This is a genomic window from Sphingomonas metalli (assembly GCF_014641735.1).
Classification (GTDB): Bacteria; Pseudomonadota; Alphaproteobacteria; order Sphingomonadales; family Sphingomonadaceae; genus Sphingomonas; species Sphingomonas metalli.
Window position 1 is genome coordinate 68348 of the sequence record NZ_BMIH01000002.1, and the last position, 19283, is coordinate 87630.

Annotated in this window: 18 protein-coding genes; 4 read left to right on the forward strand and 14 right to left on the reverse strand. The window is 68.2% G+C overall.

Annotated features, from left to right (window positions below; genetic code table 11):
• Positions 1-36: 36 nt before the first annotated feature.
• The 8 genes from IEX18_RS06475 to IEX18_RS06510 form a co-directional block, all read right to left on the reverse strand.
• Positions 37-519 carry a DUF4142 domain-containing protein gene (locus tag IEX18_RS06475; RefSeq protein WP_229664415.1) on the reverse strand — a complete coding sequence of 161 codons (483 nt, stop codon included), beginning with the start codon at positions 517-519 and terminating at the stop codon, positions 37-39.
• Between the two features lie 111 nt (positions 520-630).
• A complete protein-coding gene (locus tag IEX18_RS06480; protein WP_188657934.1) occupies positions 631-1230 on the reverse strand; it encodes an ABC-type transport auxiliary lipoprotein family protein in 600 nt (199 codons plus the stop codon).
• Between the two features lie 8 nt (positions 1231-1238).
• A complete protein-coding gene (locus tag IEX18_RS06485; protein ID WP_188657935.1) occupies positions 1239-2201 on the reverse strand; it encodes an MlaD family protein in 963 nt (320 codons plus the stop codon).
• The gene (locus IEX18_RS06490) at positions 2201-3118 is read right to left on the reverse strand and encodes an ABC transporter ATP-binding protein (protein WP_188657936.1); all 918 of its coding nucleotides are present in this window, start codon (positions 3116-3118) and stop codon (positions 2201-2203) included. The genes IEX18_RS06485 and IEX18_RS06490 overlap by 1 nt, the downstream gene beginning before the upstream one ends.
• The gene (locus tag IEX18_RS06495) at positions 3118-4215 is read right to left on the reverse strand and encodes an ABC transporter permease (protein ID WP_188657937.1); all 1098 of its coding nucleotides are present in this window, start codon (positions 4213-4215) and stop codon (positions 3118-3120) included. Before IEX18_RS06495 ends, IEX18_RS06490 begins: the two co-directional genes overlap by 1 nt.
• A 109-nt stretch (positions 4216-4324) precedes the next feature.
• Complete coding sequence (locus IEX18_RS06500) at positions 4325-5584, reverse strand: DUF445 domain-containing protein (RefSeq protein WP_229664416.1); 1260 nt, start codon at positions 5582-5584, stop codon at positions 4325-4327.
• A 51-nt stretch (positions 5585-5635) separates the two neighbouring features.
• The gene (locus IEX18_RS06505; protein ID WP_188657938.1) at positions 5636-8782 is read right to left on the reverse strand and encodes an efflux RND transporter permease subunit; all 3147 of its coding nucleotides are present in this window, start codon (positions 8780-8782) and stop codon (positions 5636-5638) included.
• 5 nt (positions 8783-8787) lie between these two features.
• A complete protein-coding gene (locus IEX18_RS06510) occupies positions 8788-9963 on the reverse strand; it encodes an efflux RND transporter periplasmic adaptor subunit (RefSeq protein WP_188658618.1) in 1176 nt (391 codons plus the stop codon).
• A 199-nt stretch (positions 9964-10162) separates the two neighbouring features.
• Here IEX18_RS06510 and IEX18_RS06515 point away from each other — a divergent pair, with 199 nt between their 5' ends.
• Positions 10163-10885, forward strand: coding sequence for an SIMPL domain-containing protein (locus IEX18_RS06515; RefSeq protein WP_188657939.1), 723 nt, complete (start codon positions 10163-10165; stop codon positions 10883-10885).
• Positions 10886-10995: 110 nt separating this feature from the next.
• Here IEX18_RS06515 and IEX18_RS06520 read toward each other — a convergent pair whose 3' ends face one another.
• The 3 genes from IEX18_RS06520 to IEX18_RS06530 form a co-directional block, all read right to left on the reverse strand.
• Positions 10996-11253: a GlsB/YeaQ/YmgE family stress response membrane protein gene (locus IEX18_RS06520; protein WP_188657940.1), complete on the reverse strand. Its 258-nt coding sequence runs from the start codon at positions 11251-11253 to the stop codon at positions 10996-10998.
• A 90-nt stretch (positions 11254-11343) separates the two neighbouring features.
• Positions 11344-11643, reverse strand: coding sequence for a CtrA inhibitor SciP (sciP, locus tag IEX18_RS06525; RefSeq protein ID WP_188657941.1), 300 nt, complete (start codon positions 11641-11643; stop codon positions 11344-11346).
• Positions 11644-11747: 104 nt separating this feature from the next.
• The gene (locus IEX18_RS06530; RefSeq protein ID WP_188657942.1) at positions 11748-11903 is read right to left on the reverse strand and encodes a hypothetical protein; all 156 of its coding nucleotides are present in this window, start codon (positions 11901-11903) and stop codon (positions 11748-11750) included.
• 134 nt (positions 11904-12037) lie between these two features.
• Between IEX18_RS06530 and mnmA the strand changes: the two genes are divergently transcribed.
• Positions 12038-13159, forward strand: a complete 1122-nt coding sequence (gene mnmA, locus IEX18_RS06535; protein WP_188658619.1) for a tRNA 2-thiouridine(34) synthase MnmA — start codon at positions 12038-12040, stop codon at positions 13157-13159.
• Positions 13160-13442: 283 nt separating this feature from the next.
• Here mnmA and IEX18_RS06540 read toward each other — a convergent pair whose 3' ends face one another.
• From IEX18_RS06540 to pdxH, 3 genes are read right to left on the reverse strand one after another with little or no spacing between them, the layout of a single operon-like run.
• The gene (locus IEX18_RS06540) at positions 13443-14222 is read right to left on the reverse strand and encodes a PhzF family phenazine biosynthesis protein (RefSeq protein WP_229664417.1); all 780 of its coding nucleotides are present in this window, start codon (positions 14220-14222) and stop codon (positions 13443-13445) included.
• 44 nt (positions 14223-14266) lie between these two features.
• A complete protein-coding gene (locus tag IEX18_RS06545) occupies positions 14267-15214 on the reverse strand; it encodes a cation diffusion facilitator family transporter (protein ID WP_188657943.1) in 948 nt (315 codons plus the stop codon).
• The gene (pdxH, locus tag IEX18_RS06550; protein ID WP_188657944.1) at positions 15211-15786 is read right to left on the reverse strand and encodes a pyridoxamine 5'-phosphate oxidase; all 576 of its coding nucleotides are present in this window, start codon (positions 15784-15786) and stop codon (positions 15211-15213) included. The genes IEX18_RS06545 and pdxH overlap by 4 nt, the downstream gene beginning before the upstream one ends.
• An 88-nt stretch (positions 15787-15874) precedes the next feature.
• On the opposite strand from pdxH, the gene ku reads away from it, so the two are divergent.
• Both ku and ligD read left to right on the forward strand, forming a co-directional pair.
• The gene (gene ku / locus IEX18_RS06555; protein WP_188657945.1) at positions 15875-16762 is read left to right on the forward strand and encodes a non-homologous end joining protein Ku; all 888 of its coding nucleotides are present in this window, start codon (positions 15875-15877) and stop codon (positions 16760-16762) included.
• Positions 16755-19265, forward strand: a complete 2511-nt coding sequence (ligD, locus tag IEX18_RS06560) for a DNA ligase D (protein ID WP_188657946.1) — start codon at positions 16755-16757, stop codon at positions 19263-19265. The genes ku and ligD overlap by 8 nt, the downstream gene beginning before the upstream one ends.
• The last annotated feature ends 18 nt before the right edge of the window (positions 19266-19283 follow it).

Consider the following 19283-nt stretch of genomic DNA (forward strand, 5'->3'; position numbering starts at 1 on the left):
CCGGCCCCACCCGCAGCGGGCGGGGCCGGACGATGATCACATCGCGGTCAGGTGCTGCATGTGCGACTGCACCACGGGGGTGATCTGCGCGGCAACCGCCTTGAGCGGGGCCGAGCTACCGTTCTGGGCGTAGCCCTGGTGCAGATCGAGCGCCATCTGGTGCGCGGTGCGCTGCTGCTGCATGTACAGCTGATCGCGGGCGGTACCGGTGGCGCGGCGCAGCTCTGCGACGTTCTTCGCCTGCATCGGCTCGAGCTTGGGCGGCGGCACGGTGATGCCGGCCTGCTTGGCGGCGGCCTTGACCTGCTGCGTGCTCTGGGTGTGATCGGCGATCATCTGGTTGGCGAAGTCGCGGACCTTGGGGTCCTTGGTCGAGCCGAGCACCAGCCGGCTCGACTCCATCTCGAACCGGTCGCTGGCGCCGGCCTTGGCGACATAGGTGGCCGGCGACACAGTCTGCGCCACAGCCGGCGCGGCGACGAGCAGCGTCGCAGCCATCGGAGTCAGGAAACGCATCATCGCAGCAATTCTCCCACAGGCCCCCACCCATGACGGCCAAGCGCGCGTCCGCGTTCGGCGTTCCCCGGGAAAGTGCAGAAAAATGCTTTTACTTCAGGTCCTTGATGCAGATCAGCGGCCGACCCAGTCCGCAATCTGCGAGGCGACCTGATTGGCCGCCTGATTGATCGCCGGACCGGCGCTTTCGGCATCGATCGCCGCGACCGGCACCCGCGCCTCGAAGCGCCGCTTCTCGACATTGTTCTGGCCGGCCCGCGACAGGGCGGCGTCGAAGGTCACCACAGCCTCGCGCGTGGTCGCATCCAGGCCGAAGGCGCGCAGCTCGCCATCGAGCTGGTCATTGGCCTCGCCGACCGCCTGAACCTGGCTCACGACGACGCGACCGGACCGCGCCGCCAGGGTGTCGGAGATCAGCCGCGCGAACAGCCGCGTCGGCGCCTCCGCCCATTGCGCATCCTTGACATAGGCGAGTGCGGTCGGGCTGGTCTGCACCGGAATGCGCGGCACCGCCACGGCGGCGGGCGCCACCGGCACCGTCACGACGATCGCGCGACCGCCGCCGGTCCGCGTCTCCGGCCCGACCGGCACGGCGGCCGCCGGGGTCAGCGTCAGGAGCTGCTTGGGCGGCTTCGGACCGAAGCTGATGCAGCCGGCCAGCGGTATCGCGGCGGCAAGGATGGCCAAGGGCAGGCGCGTGCGGCGGTTCGTCATGGCGTTCCTCACTTACCCTTATAATCCGGCAGCTTCTGCGATCCGATCAGCGAGCTGGCACCCTGCTGGTCGACCTTCTCGGCGATCGACGAAAGCGCCGCCGCAGTGGTGCGCAGGTCGCGCACCAGCCGGTTGGCCTCCGGCACGGTCTGGCGGGAGAAGGTCTGCAGGCCCGGCCGCGCGTCGGTGATCGCGGCATTGAGCGTCTCGGCAGACTTCTGCGCCGAGGCGATCGCGCCGTTCAGGTTCTGGATCGTCGGCTGGATGTCGTTGGCGAGCAGGCCGTTGGTCGTCGCGGCCAGCTGGCCGATCTGCTGCGACGCCTCGCCCGCCTGCTGGATGGCCACGCGGGTCTGCGCCAGCGTCGCCGCGATCTCCGGCCCGCGATCGGCGAGCGCGTCGGTCAGGCGGTTGGTATTGTCGAGGATGCCGGCGATCGACGCCTGGTTGCGATCGGTCAACAGCCCGGTCAGCCGCTCGGTCAGGGTCGAGAGACGCTCGAGCAACTGCGGCGCCGAATTGAGAATCGCGCCGAGGCCACCCTGCTTGGTCGGGATCACCGGCACGCCATAGGGGCACACGCTGGTCGCGTTGCTGTCCGGACAGGCGATCGGTGCCGCACCCTTGCGCGCGCCGTCGAGCGACACGGTGCTGGTGCCCGTGAAGCTGCCGACCACCGTGGCGGTCGTGCCCTGCAGGACCGGCGTGTCGTCGTTGACGCTGATGCGCACCCGCACGAATTGCGGATCGTTCGGCCACAGGGCGATCGTCTTCACCTGGCCGGAGGGCACGCCCGAATAGGTCACCGCCGAGCCGCGTGCCAGTCCATCGACCGACTGGCGGAAGAAGATGTCATATTCCTTCTCGGATGCGCCGCCCAGCCGCGCGATCCAGACGGTGAAGAGCGCCAGCACCGCCAGCAGGATCAGCACGACGGCGCCGACCAGGACGTGGTTCGAACGGGTTTCCATCAGCGTGTCCCCAGGCTGTTACCGGCGGCGTCGCGGGCGTGTTCGTCCGCGCGGCTGCCCTGCGACCGCGCATCTGTCACGGTCGCGTCGATTTCGGTCGGATGGCGCGCGGCGACGGCATCCGCATCGTCGCCAAGCTCCTGTGTCGAGGCGGCGGCGCGTCCGCGCGGCCCCTCGAAATATTCCTGTATCCAGGGGTGATCGGTCGCGATCAGTTCCGGTATCGTGCCGACCGCGATCACCTTGCGATCCGCGAGCACCGCCACCCGGTCGCAGATCGCGTAGAGCGTATCGAGATCGTGGGTGATCAGGAACACGGTCAGCCCGAGCGTGCGGCTGAGGGAGCGGATCAGCTCGTCGAACGCCGCGGCGCCGATCGGGTCGAGGCCCGCGGTCGGCTCGTCGAGGAAGAGCAGTTCGGGATCGAGCGCCAGCGCCCGGGCGAGGCCCGCCCGCTTGCGCATCCCGCCCGACAGCTCGGCCGGATATTTCGGACCGGCATTGGCCGGCAGTCCGGTCATCACGACCTTGTAGGCCGCGATCTCCTCGAGCAGCGCCGGCGACAGCTCGCGATAGAATTCGCGCAGCGGCACCTGCACATTCTCCGCGACGGTCAGCGTCGAGAAGAGCGCGCCGTTCTGGAAGAGCACGCCCCAGCGCTTGCGGATGTCGGTGGCCTCGGTCTCCTCGCGACCGATCGTCGGCTCGCCGAAGACGGTGATCTCGCCCGCATCCGGCGTCTGGAGACCGATGATCGAGCGCATCAGCACCGACTTGCCGGTACCCGATCCGCCGACCACGCCCAGGATCTCGCCCCGGCGGACCTGAAGGTCGAGATTCTCGTGGATGACCTGATCGCCGAAACTGTTGCGCAGACCGCGCACGTCGACCACCACCTCGTTGCGATCGCGCGGCATCAGTCCCAGCCGATCCAGGTGAAGAAGACCGCGAAGAACGCGTCGAGCACGATGACGAGGAAGATGCCCTGCACCACCGCCGCGGTGGTACGCAGGCCGACCTGCTCCGCATCCGCCTCGACCGACATGCCCTGGAAGCAGCCGGCGATGGCGATGATCGCGCCGAACACCGGCGCCTTGATCAGGCCCACATAGAGATCCGTGATCGGCACGACCTCGCGGATCCGGGCGATGAAGGTGACCGGCGGGATGCCGAGCGACGCCCAGGCGAGCAGGCAGCCGCCGATCATCGCGATCAGGCTGGAGTAGAAGCCGAGGAGCGGCATCAGGATGACGGCCGCCAGCGTCCGTGGCAGCACCAGCGCCTCCATCGGCGAGACGCCGATGGTCCGCATCGCGTCGATTTCCTCGGTCAGCTTCATCGTGCCGAGTTGCGCCGCGAAGGCCGAACCGGAGCGGCCCGCGACCATGATCGCGGTCATCAGCACGCCGAGCTCGCGCAGCGTCAGCCGTCCGACCAGGTTGATCGTGAAGACCTCCGCGCCGAACTGGCGAAGCTGGACCGCGCCCTGCTGGGCGATGACGATGCCGATCAGGAAGCTCATCAGCCCGACGATGGCGAGGGCGCTGACTCCCACCGTCTCGAATTCGTGCACGACCGCATTGAAGCGAAAGCGGCGCGGATGGCGTATGACGTGGAGGAAGGCGAGCGTCGTCGACCCGAGAAAGCCGAGCAGGCCCAGAAGCGTCCGGCCCGTGGCGACCACGGCGTCGCCGACCTCCCCCAGCACACGCTGATAGGAAGGGACCGAGGTATCGCGCGAGACGACGGGTTCGTCCGCATTGACGACCTGCTCAAACAGCCGTCGGCTATCGTCGTTGAGGCCGTCCACCTGCGCGTCGTGACGCGCGGCGAAGCGGTGGACGATCCAGGCGCCGACCGTATCGATCCGGTCGATCGCCGACAGGTCGACGCGGGATACGGATCCGGTCACGCCGTCGAGCCGTTCGGGCAGGCGGCCGAGTCGCGCGAGCGACAGGTCGCCGGTGAAGCGGACCGTGCCCTGCTCCTGCTCGAAATCGGCGGTCGCGCTCATGACGACCCTCCTTGGGCGAAAAGCGGGACGGCGGCAAGCCGATAGAGCGGCGCGGTGGACCGCTGCCGGGACGGTCCGACGCTCAGCCGCGGTTCAGCCGCAGCCACTCTCAGAGGAGCCGGTCGATGCTGTGGATCGCCAGCCCGACCAATCCGCCGACCAGCGTGCCATTGATCCGGATATATTGCAGGTCGCGCCCCACCGCATTCTCCAAGCGCCCGGTCACCGTACGAACGTCCCACCCACGGATCGTTTCCGAAACGAGTCGGACGATCCCGTCGCCATAGTCGGACGCAACGGCGGCGACCGTCCGCCGGACGAAGCGGTTGATCCGTCCGGACAGATCCGGATTGTCGCGCAGCGCGCCGCCGATCTGGCGCAGGATGTCGCCCAGCTGACCGCGCATCGCCGCTTCCGGATCGCTGGCGATCCGCAAAAGGCCGCTGCGCGCCTGCTCCCACAAGCCGTCGAGCCAGCGCGCCATCGCCGGATTGGCGATCAGCTCTTCCTTCAGCGACTCGACGCGGGCGCGGACCTCCGGATCGAACTGCAAGTCCCAGGCGAGCCGGTCCAGACCTTCCTCGGCCTTCTGGCGAAGCGGGTGCTCGGGATCCTCCGCCATGTCGGCCAGCAGGGTGTCGAGGCCACCGATCAGCTTGTCGGCGACCGTCTCGTCCAGTCCCGTCCAGCGCAGGATCGCGCCGGCGCGCTGATGCACCATCTGGCGGATCAGGCTGTCGTTGCTCGCCAGCGCGTCCGCGGCCCAGCGAATGCCGGCGTCGAGCAGCGGCTTGTGCCGGCCCTCGGCCATCGCGGCGCGCAGCAGCTGGCCGGCCATCGGCGCGACCTGTGCTTCGCGCAACCGCGCCGCCGCCGCCGCCTTGACCATGCCGCCGAGCCGAGCCGGATCCAATCCCTCGAGAACCTGCGCGACCAGCTTCGACGCACCCCGGCGGAACTGTCCGCCGGCGCCCTCGGGGGGATCGGTGAGCCAGCGCGCCAGCGCCGCCGCCACGTCGAGGCGCCGCATCCGCCGCGCCACGACCGCCGGCACCAGGAAGTTGGCGCGCAGAAAGACGGCAAGCTGGTCGCCGATCCGGTCCTTGTTGCGCGGGACGATCGCCGTGTGCGGGATTGGCAGGCCGAGCGGATGCCGGAACAGGGCGGTGACCGCGAACCAGTCCGCCAGCCCGCCGATCATCGCCGCCTCGGCGAAGCTGCGGACGAAGCCCCAGGCCGGATCGCGCATCGCCAGGGCCCGGCTGACCAGGAACAGCGCCGCCATGAACACGAGCAGCAGCGTGGCGACGCGTTGCATCCGGATCAGGCCCGGAGGGGCAGGGTCTGGGCGCGCGCCGGTGACGATCATCCCCTGGACAATACGCGACGCCCGGCTTTGTTCATACCGGTTCGGTAACGATCATTCCGCCGCCGGCCCGAGCTGCGGACGGCCGCCCTGCTCGATCAGCGGGCCGGTTTCGTCGCCCGGCCGATAGGTGAGCAGGCGGCGGCCGAGCCGCGGCCCGATCCACTCCTCCGCGCCGATCGACAGGCTGAAGGTCGCCGGCACGATCACCAGCGTCAGCACGGTCGACAGCAGCAGCCCGCCGATGACCGTCACCGCCATCGGCTGGTTGAACGAACCGTCGCCGCCCAGCGACAGCGCGGTCGGGATCATGCCCGCGACCATCGCCACCGTCGTCATCACGATCGGCTGCGCGCGCTTGTGCCCCGCATCCAGGATCGCGTCCATCGGCGGCACGCCGGCGCGCATTTCCTCCAGCGCGAAGTCGATCAGCAGGATCGAGTTCTTGGCAACGATGCCGAGCAGCATCAGCAGGCCGATCAGCACCGGCAGCGAGACCGGCATGCTGCAGATGTGCAGCGCCAGCGCACCGCCCAGCGGGGCCAGCAGCAGCGAGCCCAGATTGACGAACGGCGGCATGGCGCGGCGGTAGAGGAGGATCAGCACCGCCAGCACGAGCATGATGCCCGCGATCACCGCGACGATGAAGTTCTGGATCATCTCCGCCTGCCACTTGGCCGAGCCGGACGCGGCATAGTGGACGCCGGCGGGCAGTTCCTTCATCACCGGCAGCGCCATCGCCTTCGTCCGCTCCTCGCCGCTGATCGCCCCCGGGGCAAGATCGGCGTCGACGATGATCCGGCGTTCCTGGTTGAAGTGCTTGATCTCCGCCGGACCCGCACCATAGCTGATATCGGCCACGACCCGCAGCGGCACGGTGCCGCCACGCTGGACCTGCACCGGCAGGTTCTGGATCGTCGCCAGGTCGCGCCGGGCATAGGGGTCGAGCGCGACGCCGATCGGGATCTGCCGGTCGGGCAGCGAGAATTTGGCCGCATTCTGCTCGATTTCGCCCTGGGTGGCGATCCGGATCGTCTGGCTCAGCGCCGCGGTGCTGACGCCGAGATCGGCGGCGAGGTCGAGGCGCGGCCTGATGATCAGCTCGGGGCGCGGCATGTCGCCCTCGACCCGCGGCGCGCGCAGGTTCGGCAGCGTCTTCATCTCCTCCGCCAGCCGGTTCGCGGCCGACAGGAGCGCCTTGGGATCGTCGCCCGCCAGCATGATCGCGACCGGCCGGCTGCTGCCGCCGCCGCCATCGTTGGAGGCGAAGCTGATCCGGGCATCGGGGATCTCGTTCAGCAGCACCGCCGTCTCGCGCTCGAAGTTGATCGAGCTGCGGGCCCGGTCCTTGCGCAGCGTGATGTCGATCGTCGCCGAGCCGGGCTTCACCTTCTCGACCGAGGTCAGCACCTCGGACTGCTGGCCGAGGATCTCGACCGCCCGGTCCGCGACCGCCTCGGTCTGCGCCAGCGTCGTGCCCGGCGTCATCTGGATCGAGAGGGTCGAGAAGTCGACGTCCTGCGGAGGCTGGAAGGTGAAGGGCAGCGTCGCGAAGGCACCGATCGTCGCCAGGAACGAGACGACGCCCAGCCCCACCGTCTTCCAGCGGTTGCGCAGCGTCCAGCCGAGCACGTCCATGTAGCGGTCCATCGCCCAGCCGCCGCCATGTTCCTGATGGCCCTGCGCCTTCAGGAAATAGGCCGCGACCATCGGCGTGATGAGACGCGCGACGAGGAGGCTCATCAGTACGGCGACGACGACGGTGAAGCCGAAATTCTTGAAGAACTGGCCGGCGATGCCGGGCATCAGCCCGACCGGCAGGAACACCGCGACGATCGAGAAGGTGGTGGCGACCACCGCAAGGCCGATCTCGTCTGCGGCATCGATCGACGCCTGATAGGCCGTCTTGCCCATCCGCATGTGGCGGACGATGTTCTCGATCTCGACGATCGCGTCGTCGACCAGCACGCCCGCCACCAGGCTGAGGCCGAGCAGCGTCATGAAGTTCAGGCTGAACCCCATGAGCGACATGATCCAGAAGGTCGGGATGGCCGATAGCGGGATGGCGAGCGCCGAGATCAGGGTCGCCCGCTTGTCGCGCAGGAACAGGTAGACGACGATGACGGCCAGCACCGCGCCCTCGAACAGGGCATGGATCGCCGACTTGTACTGGTCCTTGGTATAGCCGGTGCTCGTGAACTGCTGGACGAAGCGGACCTTCGGATTTTCCTTCTCGAGCTTGGCCAGCTCCTTCACGGTCGCGTCGTACAGCGCAACTTCCGACGTACCGCGGGCGCGCTGGATGCCGAAGCCGACGACCTGCCGCCCGCGCACCTTCGCCAGCGCCCGCTGTTCGAGCGAGCTGTCGCGCACCTGCGCGATGTCCGACAGGCGGACGGTGCGGCTGAGGCCTGGAATGGCCTGGCCGTTCGAGGCCATGACGTTGCCGGTGATCGGGATCTGCGTCTGCCCGAGCGTATAGGCGTCCTGCGCGTTGCCGACGATGCGCAACGACTGCTCGCCGCCGCCCAGCTCGGACCGGCCGCCCGCCGCGTTGGTGTTCGCGGCGCGCAGCGCCTGATTGACCTGCGAGGCGGTGATGCCCAGCGCCTGCATCTTGTCCGGATCGAGGATGACGCGGATGGCCCGGTCGACGCCGCCGGTCAGCTCGATATTCTGCATGCCGGGCACGGCGAGAAGACGCTTGCGGACGACGCGGTCGACGAAGTTCGACAGCTCCTCCATGGTCATGTCGTTGCCCTCGACCGACCAGGTCGCGATCGAGCCGTTGTTGATGATGATCCGCTCGACGCGCGGCTCGATGATCCCTTCGGGCAGTTCGCCGCGCACCGACGCGACCGCATCGCGCACGTCGGTGACGGCACGGTCGACGGGCGTATCGAAGCTGAACTGGACGAAGGTGCCGCTGCTGCCTTCGGTGATGGTCGAGTTGATCTCGTCCACGCCTTCGAGGCCGCGGATCGCCGCCTCGACGCGCTGGGTGATCTGCGTCTCGATCTCGGTCGGGGCAGCGCCCGGCTGGCTGATGCTGACATAGACGGCCGGGAAGGTGATTTCCGGGCTGTTGTTGATCGGCATCCGGCTGAACGAGACGAGACCGGCGATGGTCAGCGCCAGGAACAGGACGATGGGCGGGACCGGGTTACGGATCGCCCAGGCGGACATATTGCGGAAGTTCATGGCCGTCAGCCCTTCTGCGCCTGGCGCACCGGCTTCACCTTCTGGCCGGGATTGAGGAACGCGCCGGCTGAAAGAACCACGCGCTCCGTCCCGTTCAGGCCCTGGGCGATCGCCACGCCGGCTTCGGAAACGGTGCCCACCGTCACGTCGCGGCGTTCGACCTTGTCGCCCGCGCCCACGACATAGACATAGCTGCCCTTGCCGTCGTTGAGCACCGCCGATTCCGGCAGGAGCGGCTGCGAACTCGCGCCCGCCACGATCTGCGCGCTGGCGAAGCCGCCGGGTCGCAAGGCGGGATCGTAGCGCACCGCGACGCGGGCGATGCCCTGGCGCGTGGAGGGATCGACCACCGGCGCGATCTGCCACACCTCGCCCGGGAAGCGCTGGGTCGAGCCGGTCGGCGTGACCTCCGCCCGGGCGCCGACATGCAGCCCCGCCAGATCGCTCTCGCTCATCTGTGCGCGCAGTTCGATCAGGCCCTGGTCGGCCATGCGGAACAGCGTGCCGCTGCCCGAGCCGACGATCTGCCCGACCTCGATCTGGCGCGTCAGGATCAGACCGTCGTTCGGCGCGCGGATGTCGAGCCGGCCGTTCCGCGCGCGGGCCTCGGCGAAATTGGCGGCAGCGACCTTCACCCGCGCGGCGGCGGCGTCGCGCGTCGCCGTACGGCGCTGCAGATCAGCCTTGGAGATGAAGCCACGGTCGACCAGTGCGGCGGCGCGATCGAGCTCCGCCTGCGCCAGCGTCAGGTCTGCCCGGGCGACATTGACCTGAGCACCCAGCGACTGCGCGCTTTGCACCTGCACCGACCGGTCGACGGTCGCGAGTACCTGGCCGCGGCGGACCCATTGGCCAGGCTCGACCAGCACCCGCGTCACCAGCCCGCCCTCACCGGCGATGCCGATCGGCATGTCGCGCCGTGCGGCGAGCGAGCCCGTCGCGGTGATCGTGCGATCGGCGGTCTTGCGCCCGGGCACGACGACGGTGACCGGCGACAGCTGCTCGCCGCCGGCGCTCGCCGCCGGCGCCGCACCGCCGCCCTTGCCGCGCATCGCGACATAGCCGATCGCGAGCGCGACGATCGCGACGATGGCCGCAATCAGGATCCAGCGGCGCCGCGAACGGGTCTCCACCGGTCCGGTCAGCCGCTCCTGATTCATCGCACCCGCCTCGTAATTCATGCCGTCTTCGACCCCGTCCGGGGTGCGCAACGCTCCCCCCTGCCACTGTGTTACACAAATATATCACTGGGCTCAAGGCCGGAACGCGGTACGTTCATCCGCAGTTGAACTGACGCGGAGCATAGTTGCTCGAACCCCGCGATGGTCACCCATCGCCCCACAAACCGCCTGCAAATGGCACAGAAAAAGGGAAAAAGCCATGCGCTACGCCGCCATCCTGCTGCTGGCAGCCACGCCTGTCGCCGCCTTCGCGCAAGCCGAGCCGGCGGTACCAATGGTTCCGGCGAGCGGCACGCTTCTCGACGTCACCGCGATGGGCCGCACCACGCGCGTGCCGGATCTCGCGACGATCCGGGCCGGCGTGGTTTCGACCGCCCCGACGGCCGCGCAGGCGCTCCGCGACAATGCCACCGCGATGAACCGGGTGCTGGGCGCCCTGCGCAAGGCCGGGGTCGCCCCGCGCGACCTGGCGACGGCGACGGTGCAGCTGTCACCGCAATATCGCTACCAGGACAATCAGCCGCCGCACGTGACGGGGTATCAGGCGAACAACAGCGTATCGGTCCGCTTCCGCGATGTCGCGCGGTCGGGCGCGATCCTCGACACCCTCGTCGCGGAGGGCGCGAATCAGATCGACGGGCCCAACCTCTCGCTCGCCGAACCCGACCAGGCGCTCGACGAGGCCCGTACGGACGCGATCCGCCGTGCGCGGGCCCGGGCCGATCTCTATGCGCGCGCCGCCGGCTTGCGCGTGTTGCGCATGGTCTCGATCAGCGAAGCGGGGCAGGACGATGGCGGCCCAAGTCGCCCACCGATGATGGCGCTGGCGCGCGCGTCCGACATGAGCGCCAAGACGGAGATCGCGCCGGGCGAGAAGGACATCACCGCGACCGTGCAGGTCCGCTTCCTTCTCGGAAGCTGAGGCGGGCGGCCGCGGCTGTCGGCAGGAGGATCGGGCAGCAGGCAGATGCGGAAAGGGCCGCCCGGTCTCCCGGACGGCCCTTTCGTTTGCGATCTCGCTAGATCAGCGACTTAGCGAACCCGACCGCGGCGAACCAGGTTCACGATCGCAAGCAGGACGACCGCGCCCAGCAGCGAAACGAGGAACGAGGTGACCGTCAGCGGCGAGTTGTTGATCGAGCCGCCCGACAGGATCAGGCCACCGAGGAACGCGCCGATGATGCCGACGACGATGTTCAGGAAGATGCCCTGCTGCGCGTCGGTCCGCATGATGATGCTCGCCAGCCAGCCGATGACACCGCCGATGATCAGCCACAGAATGATGCCCATTTTCCGTTCCCTCCGTTTGCGACCCGCGAACGGCGCGGGTGTTGAAGGGAAAACCGCGATGGCTCCGACTTGTTCCGGCCCCGATCCTAATCAGTATTTCTGCTGGCGTTCGTAGAGGGTACGGTAATGCTGGATGCGCGTGACCCGGAGCCCGGGCATGCCCGACCGGTCGATCGCGCGCTGCCAGCCGGCGAACTCCTCGACCGTGAGATTGTAGCGCTGGCATACCTCGTCGACCGACAGCAGCCCGCCGTTCACCGCCGCCACGACCTCTGCCTTGCGCCGCACGACCCAGCGGGTCGTGTTGGGGGGCGGCAAGGAGTCGATCGTCAGCGGTTCGCCGAGCGGACCGATGACCTTGGCGGGACGGATCTTTTCGTTCTGGATCATTCTCTAACCTCAATCGGGGCGGCGAGGCCCCGTTCGCAACGCGTACGAGCGGCTTACCAGTCAGGCCTTGAAGATCGCCTGAAACGCCGCGGTAAACGGGGTCTTCAACTCTCCTTCCAATCCGTAAGCATCCGCGCGACACCGGCATTGAAGCAGCCTGCCGCGGGCGTGGCCGGCGGACTGGCGAGCGGATCGGCATCTTTCGGGCGCAGCGATCCGGGCGTCGCAGGCATGGCGGCGCCCGCGTTCCCCACGCGCATGTCTCGTCCCTGCTCCATCCCGTTCCCCTTTCGCCGGAATACCGAACGTGTCGCCCTCCTAACCCGATGGGAATGAAGGCAAGGTAAAGCCGCTTTGAACCAGCGCCGGGCGCGCCTATCTGCGAGCCGTGGATATGAAGGCGGATTTCGATCTGGAAGGCCGGGGCGCGCGCCCGCGGATCGTCGTGGCCATGTCGGGCGGGGTCGACAGCTCGGTCGTCGCCGCACTGGCGGTACGGAGCGGCGCGGAAGTGATCGGCGTCACGCTGCAACTCTACGACCATGGCGAGGCGACGGCCCGGCCCGGTGCCTGTTGCGCCGGGCGCGACATCCGCGACGCGCGCGCCGTATGCGACCGGCTGGGTATCCCGCATTACGTCCATGACCACGAAAGCGCCTTCCGCAGCGCGGTGGTCGATCGCTTTGCCGACGAATATCTCGCCGGGCGGACCCCGATTCCCTGCGTCCAGTGCAATATGGGGCCGAAATTCACCGACCTGTTCGCGCTGGCCCGCGATCTGGGGGCGGATTGCCTCGCCACCGGCCACTATGTGCGTCGCGTCGTCGGACCGGCCGGACCGGAACTGTATCGCGGCGTCGATCCGGCGCGGGACCAGAGCTATTTCCTCTTCGCCACGACCAGCGCCCAGCTCGACTTTCTCCGCTTCCCCCTGGGCGGCCTGCCGAAGGACCGGGTGCGCGCGATCGCCGGGGAACTCGGTCTCAGCGTCGCCGGCAAGCCCGACAGCCAGGACATCTGCTTCGTGCCCGACGGCAATTATGCCGCCCTCGTCAAGAAGCTGCGCCCGCAGGCGGCGACCGGCGGCGACATCGTCGATATGGCGGGACACAGGCTGGGCGAGCATCAGGGCCTGGTGCACTTCACCGTCGGCCAGCGGCGGGGGCTGGAGATCGGCGGGCAGCCCGAGCCCTTGTACGTCATCCGCCTCGAGCCCGAAACGCGTCGCGTCGTCGTCGGGCCGCGGGCCGCGCTTGCGGTGACCGCCGTGACGCTGAGCGACGTGAACTGGATTGGGCCTCTGCCCGACGTGCCGGTGATGGCGAAGGTCCGCTCGATGGCCCGGCCGGCGCCGGCCCGCCTGTTCGGCGAGCGGCTGGTCTTCGATTCGCCCGAATATGGCGTCGCGCCCGGTCAGGCGGCCGTGCTCTATGCTGGCGAGCGGGTACTCGGCGGCGGTTGGATCGCAGCGACGGAACCGGCCATCGCCGCACCGCAAGCCGTTCTACAAGCGTGAGAAAAGATTAGGCGGGAGAGAGCGCGGCTTCCCACGCGCTCGATCTCCCGCACCATCGCGTCGCCGGTGCCGGTTCGACCGGCGGCTCCGCTCCGTAATTCGTCTTTTGATTGACGGCTCAACGACGGCAAGCGGACCGCTATACGAGCCGGGACCAAAAAAAAAGGCCGGACGAGCCGGCCTTGAAAAGTTTTTAGGAGAGGATGCCTGAAAGGCACGCTCTTTTTGCATCGCAGCGAGACTGTTCGCAAGTGCAACTTGTTTTCTCGTGAATGCAATTTTGTTAATCGTCACCCCTGCTGCACGCTTCGGTGTGCTTGAAGAGGCAACGCCCTGCGAGCCGGACCGTCGGTCCGTCGAGAGAGACTGTCAGGCGACCGCCCCGCGGGCTCGCCTGCTCCGCCTCGAAGCCCGTCCTTCCCAGCCGCTGCGTCCAATAGGCGGCCACCACGGCATGCGCGGAACCAGTCACCGCATCCTCGCCACCGTGGCGCGGTACGAAGACGCGACTGACCACATCGGCGATGTCGCCCGGGGCGGTGACGATCGCCATCACGTCGCCGCGTGCCGCCGCCAGGGCGGTCAGGTCCGGCACGACCGCCCGCACCGCCGCCGCGTCGGGCAGCACGATCACCGCGTAGCCGGCCGGATGCCACAGCGAAGCGACGGCGATCTGCAACCCCAGGGCTGCGATCACGTCGGGCAGATCATGCGGTTCGGGATCGATCCTCGGTAGCGATATCGCCGTCTCGTCCCCTGCCCGTTCGACCGTCAGGATACCGGCGAAGCGCGTGGCGAACCGGACGTGCTGCCGTTGAGGATCTCGCGTCAGCAGCACATGCCCGGCCGCCAGCGTCGCATGCCCGCATAGCTGCACCTCGCCCTTCGGGGAGAACCAGCGGAGCCCATGGTCCGCCTCGCCATCCTCAGGGCGCATGACAAAGGCGGTATCCGGCGCACCGATCGCCTGCGCCGCGGCGAGCATCGCGGCATCGTCCGGCCAGGCGGGCACCTCCACGATCGCGGCCGGGTTGCCGAGCAGCCGCGGCGGGCCGACGAACACATCGACCAGGATGGGCGTCGCGGCCGATCCTGACGGCGTTCCGATCAGAGGCGCTTGCCGAACCAATGCGGCGTCACATCCGCCTCGACCAGCGGATTGTCGGTATCGACGTGACCTTCGGGGTCGAGATGGATCAGCACCTCGACCTTCGGAAACCGCGACTTGAGGTTGCGCTCGACCGCTTCGACCAGATCATGGGCCCGTGCGACCGTGATCGTCGGATCGACCTCCATATGGAATTGCGCGAAATCATGGCTGCCGGATCGGCGGGTGCGGAAGTCGTGGATGCCGCGCAGCCCGGGCTGGCGCGCCGCGACGTCGAGAAAGGCCGCGCGCTGATCCTCGGGCCATTCCTTGTCCATCAGCTGGTCGATCGCATTGGACGAAGCCTGGAAGGCGCCCCAGGCCAGCCACAGCGCGATGGCGATGCCGAAGATCGCGTCCGCACCGTGCCACCCGACGAACTGGTCGAGCACCAGCGCCGCGATAACCGAGGCGTTGAGCATCACGTCCGACTGATAATGGACGTTGTCAGCCAGGATCGCGACCGATCCCGTCTGGCGGATGATCCGGCGCTGGTACCAGAGCAGCACGCCCGTCGCGGCCATCGCGACGAGCGACACGCCGATGCCGAAATCGGCGTCCTGCGTCGTCCCGGGATCGCCGAGCGCCTGAACCGCCCGCCAGGCGATGCCGGCCGCGGAGGCGGTGATCAGCGCCACCTGGAACAAGGCCGCCAGCGCCTCTGCCTTGCCATGGCCGAAGCGGTGGTCGTGGTCCGCCGGCTCCGCGGCCAGCCGCACGCCATAGAGCGTCACTAGCGAGGCAAGCAGGTCGAGCCCCGTGTCCGCCAGCGATCCCAGCATCGCCACCGACCCGGTGTGCCAAGCTGCGAAGCTCTTGAGCGCCAGAAGCGCCATCGCCATGGCGACGCTGGCGAGCGCCGCACGCGTGGCGAGCGGCATCAGGCGGCGGCGTTCCTCGTTGGTCATGGGTAGAGCAAACCTTCGGTCCAGCCGTTGCCGTCGCGAACGAACAGGCGTCGTTCATGAAGGCGATGCGCACGGTCCTGCCAGAATTCGATGCGTTCGGGCACGACGACATAGCCGCCCCAATGCGGCGGCCGGGGCACGTCCTGCCCGTCGAACCGCGCCTTCGCCGCCTCGAACCGCGCCTCGAAGGTCGCGCGTTCGTCGAGCGGGCGCGACTGGTCGGAGGCCCAGGCACCGAGCCGCGAGTCGCGCCCGCGCGAGGCGAAATAGGCGTCCGACTGCGCTTCGCTGGCGAGCGATACCGAACCCTCGACCCGGACCTGCCGCCGCAGCGACTTCCAGTGGAAGAGCAGCGCGGCCTTGGGGTTCTCCGCCAGATCGGACGCCTTGTCCGATCCGCGATTGGTGTAGAAGACGAAACCGTCCGACCCATGGCCTTTCAGCAGCACCATGCGCACCGCCGGCTGCCCCGCGGCATCGGCGGTCGCCAACGCCATGGCATTGGGATCGTTAGGTTCTGATGCCTCGGCTTCGGCCAGCCAGGCATCGAACAGGGTCAGTGGATCGTCCATCGTCCCGCCCCATAGCCGATTTGCCGGGCGAACGGAACGAGTCCGCCGCGCCGGCATTGAATCGGCCTCGCAACGAAGGGGTCAGGCGATGGCGGCGCGGGCATATTGGCAGGGGCAGATCCGGCTGGCGCTCGTATCCATCCCGGTCGAGATATATTCGGCGACGCGCAGCGGGTCCGCGGTCCAGTTCCGCCAGATCCACGAGCCCACGGGGCAGCCGATCCATTACGAGAAGGTCGCCACCGGGGTGGGCCCGGTCGATCTCGACGACATCATGAAGGGCTATGAGATCTCGAAGGGCGAATATGTCCTGCTCGACCAGGACGAGATCGACGCGGTCAAGCTCGAGTCCAAGAAGACGTTGGAGCTGACCCAGTTCGTCGACGCTAGCGACATCGACGTTCTCTACTACGAAAAGCCCTATTTCGTCGTCCCGGCGGACGATCTGGCCGAAGAGGCCTTCATCGTCCTGCGCGAGGCGCTGCGCCGGACGAAGAAGGTGGGGCTCGGCCAGCTGGCGATGCGCGGTCGCGAATATGTCGTCAGCCTCAAGCCGTGCGGGCGCGGTCTCGTGCTGGAGACGCTGCGCTATGCCGACGAGGTGCACAAGGCGCAGGGCTATTTCCGCGACATTCCGGACGACAAGCCCGATCCCGAGCTGCTCGATCTCGCCGAGGCGCTGATCGACCGCAAGACCGGGCCGTTCGATCCGTCCGAGTTTCACGATCGCTATGTCGATGCGCTGAAAGGGCTTATCGAAAAGAAGCGCAAGGCGAAGGGCCGCAAGATCATCGAGGACAAGGAGGACGGCGAGCCGCGCAAGGGCAGCAACGTCGTCGACCTGATGGCGGCGCTGCGCAAGTCGATGGGCGACAAACCGGCGACGGCCCGGGCGACGCCCGACAAGCCGGCGACAAAGAAGGCGCCCGCCCGCAAGGCCCCGGCGAAAAAGGCGCCGGCGAAGAAACGTGCCTGAGCGCAGCGACCCCCTCGCCCTCTACAACGCCAAGCGCGACTTCGCGAAGACGGCGGAACCGGCCGGCACGCTCGCGCCCGGCAAGGGAAACAGCTTCATCGTCCAGAAGCATGACGCGACCCGGCTCCACTGGGATTTCCGGCTGGAGATCGACGGCGTGCTGAAGAGCTGGGCGGTGACGCGCGGACCCAGCCTTGATCCCGACGAGAAGCGCCTCGCCGTCCGTACCGAGGATCATCCCCTGTCCTATGCCAGCTTCGAAGGTACGATACCGGCGGGCGAATATGGCGGCGGCACGGTGATGCTCTGGGATCGCGGCACCTGGTCGCCGATCAAGGGCAAGAGCGCGAAGGATCTGGAGAAGGGCCATCTCCACTTCGTCCTCGACGGCGAGCGGATGAAAGGCGAATGGCTCCTCATCCGCCTGAAGCCGCGCGGCAAGGAGAAGCGCGAGAACTGGCTGCTGCGCAAGATCGACGATGCCGAGGCGGGCGGCACCGATACGCTGGTCGAAGAGGGCCTGACCAGCATCACAACGGGCCGCACCATGGCCGAAATCGCGGAAGGCAGATCCTCCCCGGCACGGGGAGGGGGACCGCCGCGCGACAGCGCGGGGGTGGAGGGGGATCGCCCCAAGCGCACCACCCGCGAGAAAGCGTCCCCTACCCGGCCAAGCCGCGCCGCCACCGCTTCCGCGTCAAATGATAGTCTCGCCTTCCGCGATCCCGCCCTCTGCACCCTTGTCGACACCGCGCCCACAGGCAGCAATTGGCTTCACGAAGTGAAATATGACGGCTATCGCGCCCTGATCGCGGTCGCCGACGGCCGGGCGACCGTCTACACCCGCAAGGGTCTCGACTGGACCGACAAGTTTCCGGTCATCGCCAAGGCTGCCGCAACGCTGCCCGGCCGTTTGCTGCTCGACGGCGAGATCGTCACGCTGAAGGACGGCAAGCCCGATTTCGCCGCGCTCAAGAGCGCGATCACCGAAGGGGGCGCGATGACGCTCTTCGCCTTCGATCTCCTCGAACAGGATGGCGAGGACCTCGCTCCCCTGCCCCTCACCGCTCGCAAGACACGGCTGCGAGCGCTGATCGGTGAAGGCAGTGCGGCCTTGCGCTTCTCGGAACATGTCGAGGGGTCGGGCGAAGCCCTGTTCACGCGGATGTGCGCCGAGGGGCTGGAAGGCATCGTCTCCAAGCGCGCAGACGCACCCTATCGAAGTGGACGAACGGGTGCATGGCTCAAGGCGAAGTGCATCGCCCGCCAGGAATTCGTGATCCTCGGCTGGCAACCTTCCACGCGCGGCCGCGGCTTTGCCTCGCTGCTGCTGGGCGTTCGCAACGGCGACGGCTTCGCCTATCGTGGAAAGGTCGGCACCGGCTTTACCCATGACACGATCGACGCGCTGCTGCCGCAGCTCGAACGGCTCGAGCGCAAGATCGCGCCGGTGCAGGCGCCGCGCGCCATGGTTCGGGGTGCGCATTGGGTCACGCCCAAGCTCGTCGCCGAGATCGCCTATGCCGAGGTGACGCCCGACGGCATGCTGCGCCACGCCAGCTTCATCGGGCTGCGGGGCGACAAGCCCGCCGCGGAGGTGGTCGACGAGCGGCCCGATCCGTCCCCGACGAAGCCCGCCGCCAGCGCCGTCACGATCAGCAACCGCGACCGGATGATCTTCCCCGAATCGAAGGTGACCAAGGGCGACCTCGCAGACTATTACCAGCACGTCGCGGGGATCATGCTGCCCTGGACCGGCCATCGCCCGGTCAGCCTCGTGCGCTGTCCGCAGGGCCGGTCCCGCGCCTGCTTCTTCCAGAAGCATGACGCCGGCAGCTTCGGCGAGGCGGTCCATCAGGTGCCGATCCGCGAGAAGGATGGCTCGACCGAGAACTATCTGTGGATCGACGACCCCGATGGCCTCGTCACCTGCGTCCAGATGGGCTCGATCGAGTTCCACGGCTGGGGCGCGCGGATCGAGGCGGTGGAGAAGCCCGACCGTATGATCTTCGACCTCGATCCCGACGAGGGCCTGGGCTTCGCCGAGACCAAGAAGGCGGCCGAGCATCTGAAGGAGCAGCTCGCCGAACTTGGGTTGACCAGCTTCCCGCTCCTGTCGGGCGGCAAGGGCGTGCACGTCGTGGTGCCGCTGACTCCGCAGGCGGAATGGCCCGCGGTGAAGGACTTCGCCAGCCGCTTCGCCCAGGCGCTGGCGCAGGCGGAGCCCGAGCGGTTCGTCGCGACCATGGCGAAGGCCAAGCGCAAGGGACGCATCTTCATCGATTGGCTGCGCAACCAGCGCGGTGCGACAGCGATCATGCCGTACTCGGCAAGGGCGCGCGAGGGTGCGCCAGTCGCAGCGCCGGTCTCATGGACCGAATTGCGCGACCTCGATACGGCGGCGCGCTGGAGCGTCACGGATGGCGACGCGCTGATCGCCCGTGCGGCCAGCCGTGCGCTGAAAGGCTGGGGCGTGGCGGATCAGGTCCTGCCGGATCTATAGCCCGGGCGAATCGGCGAA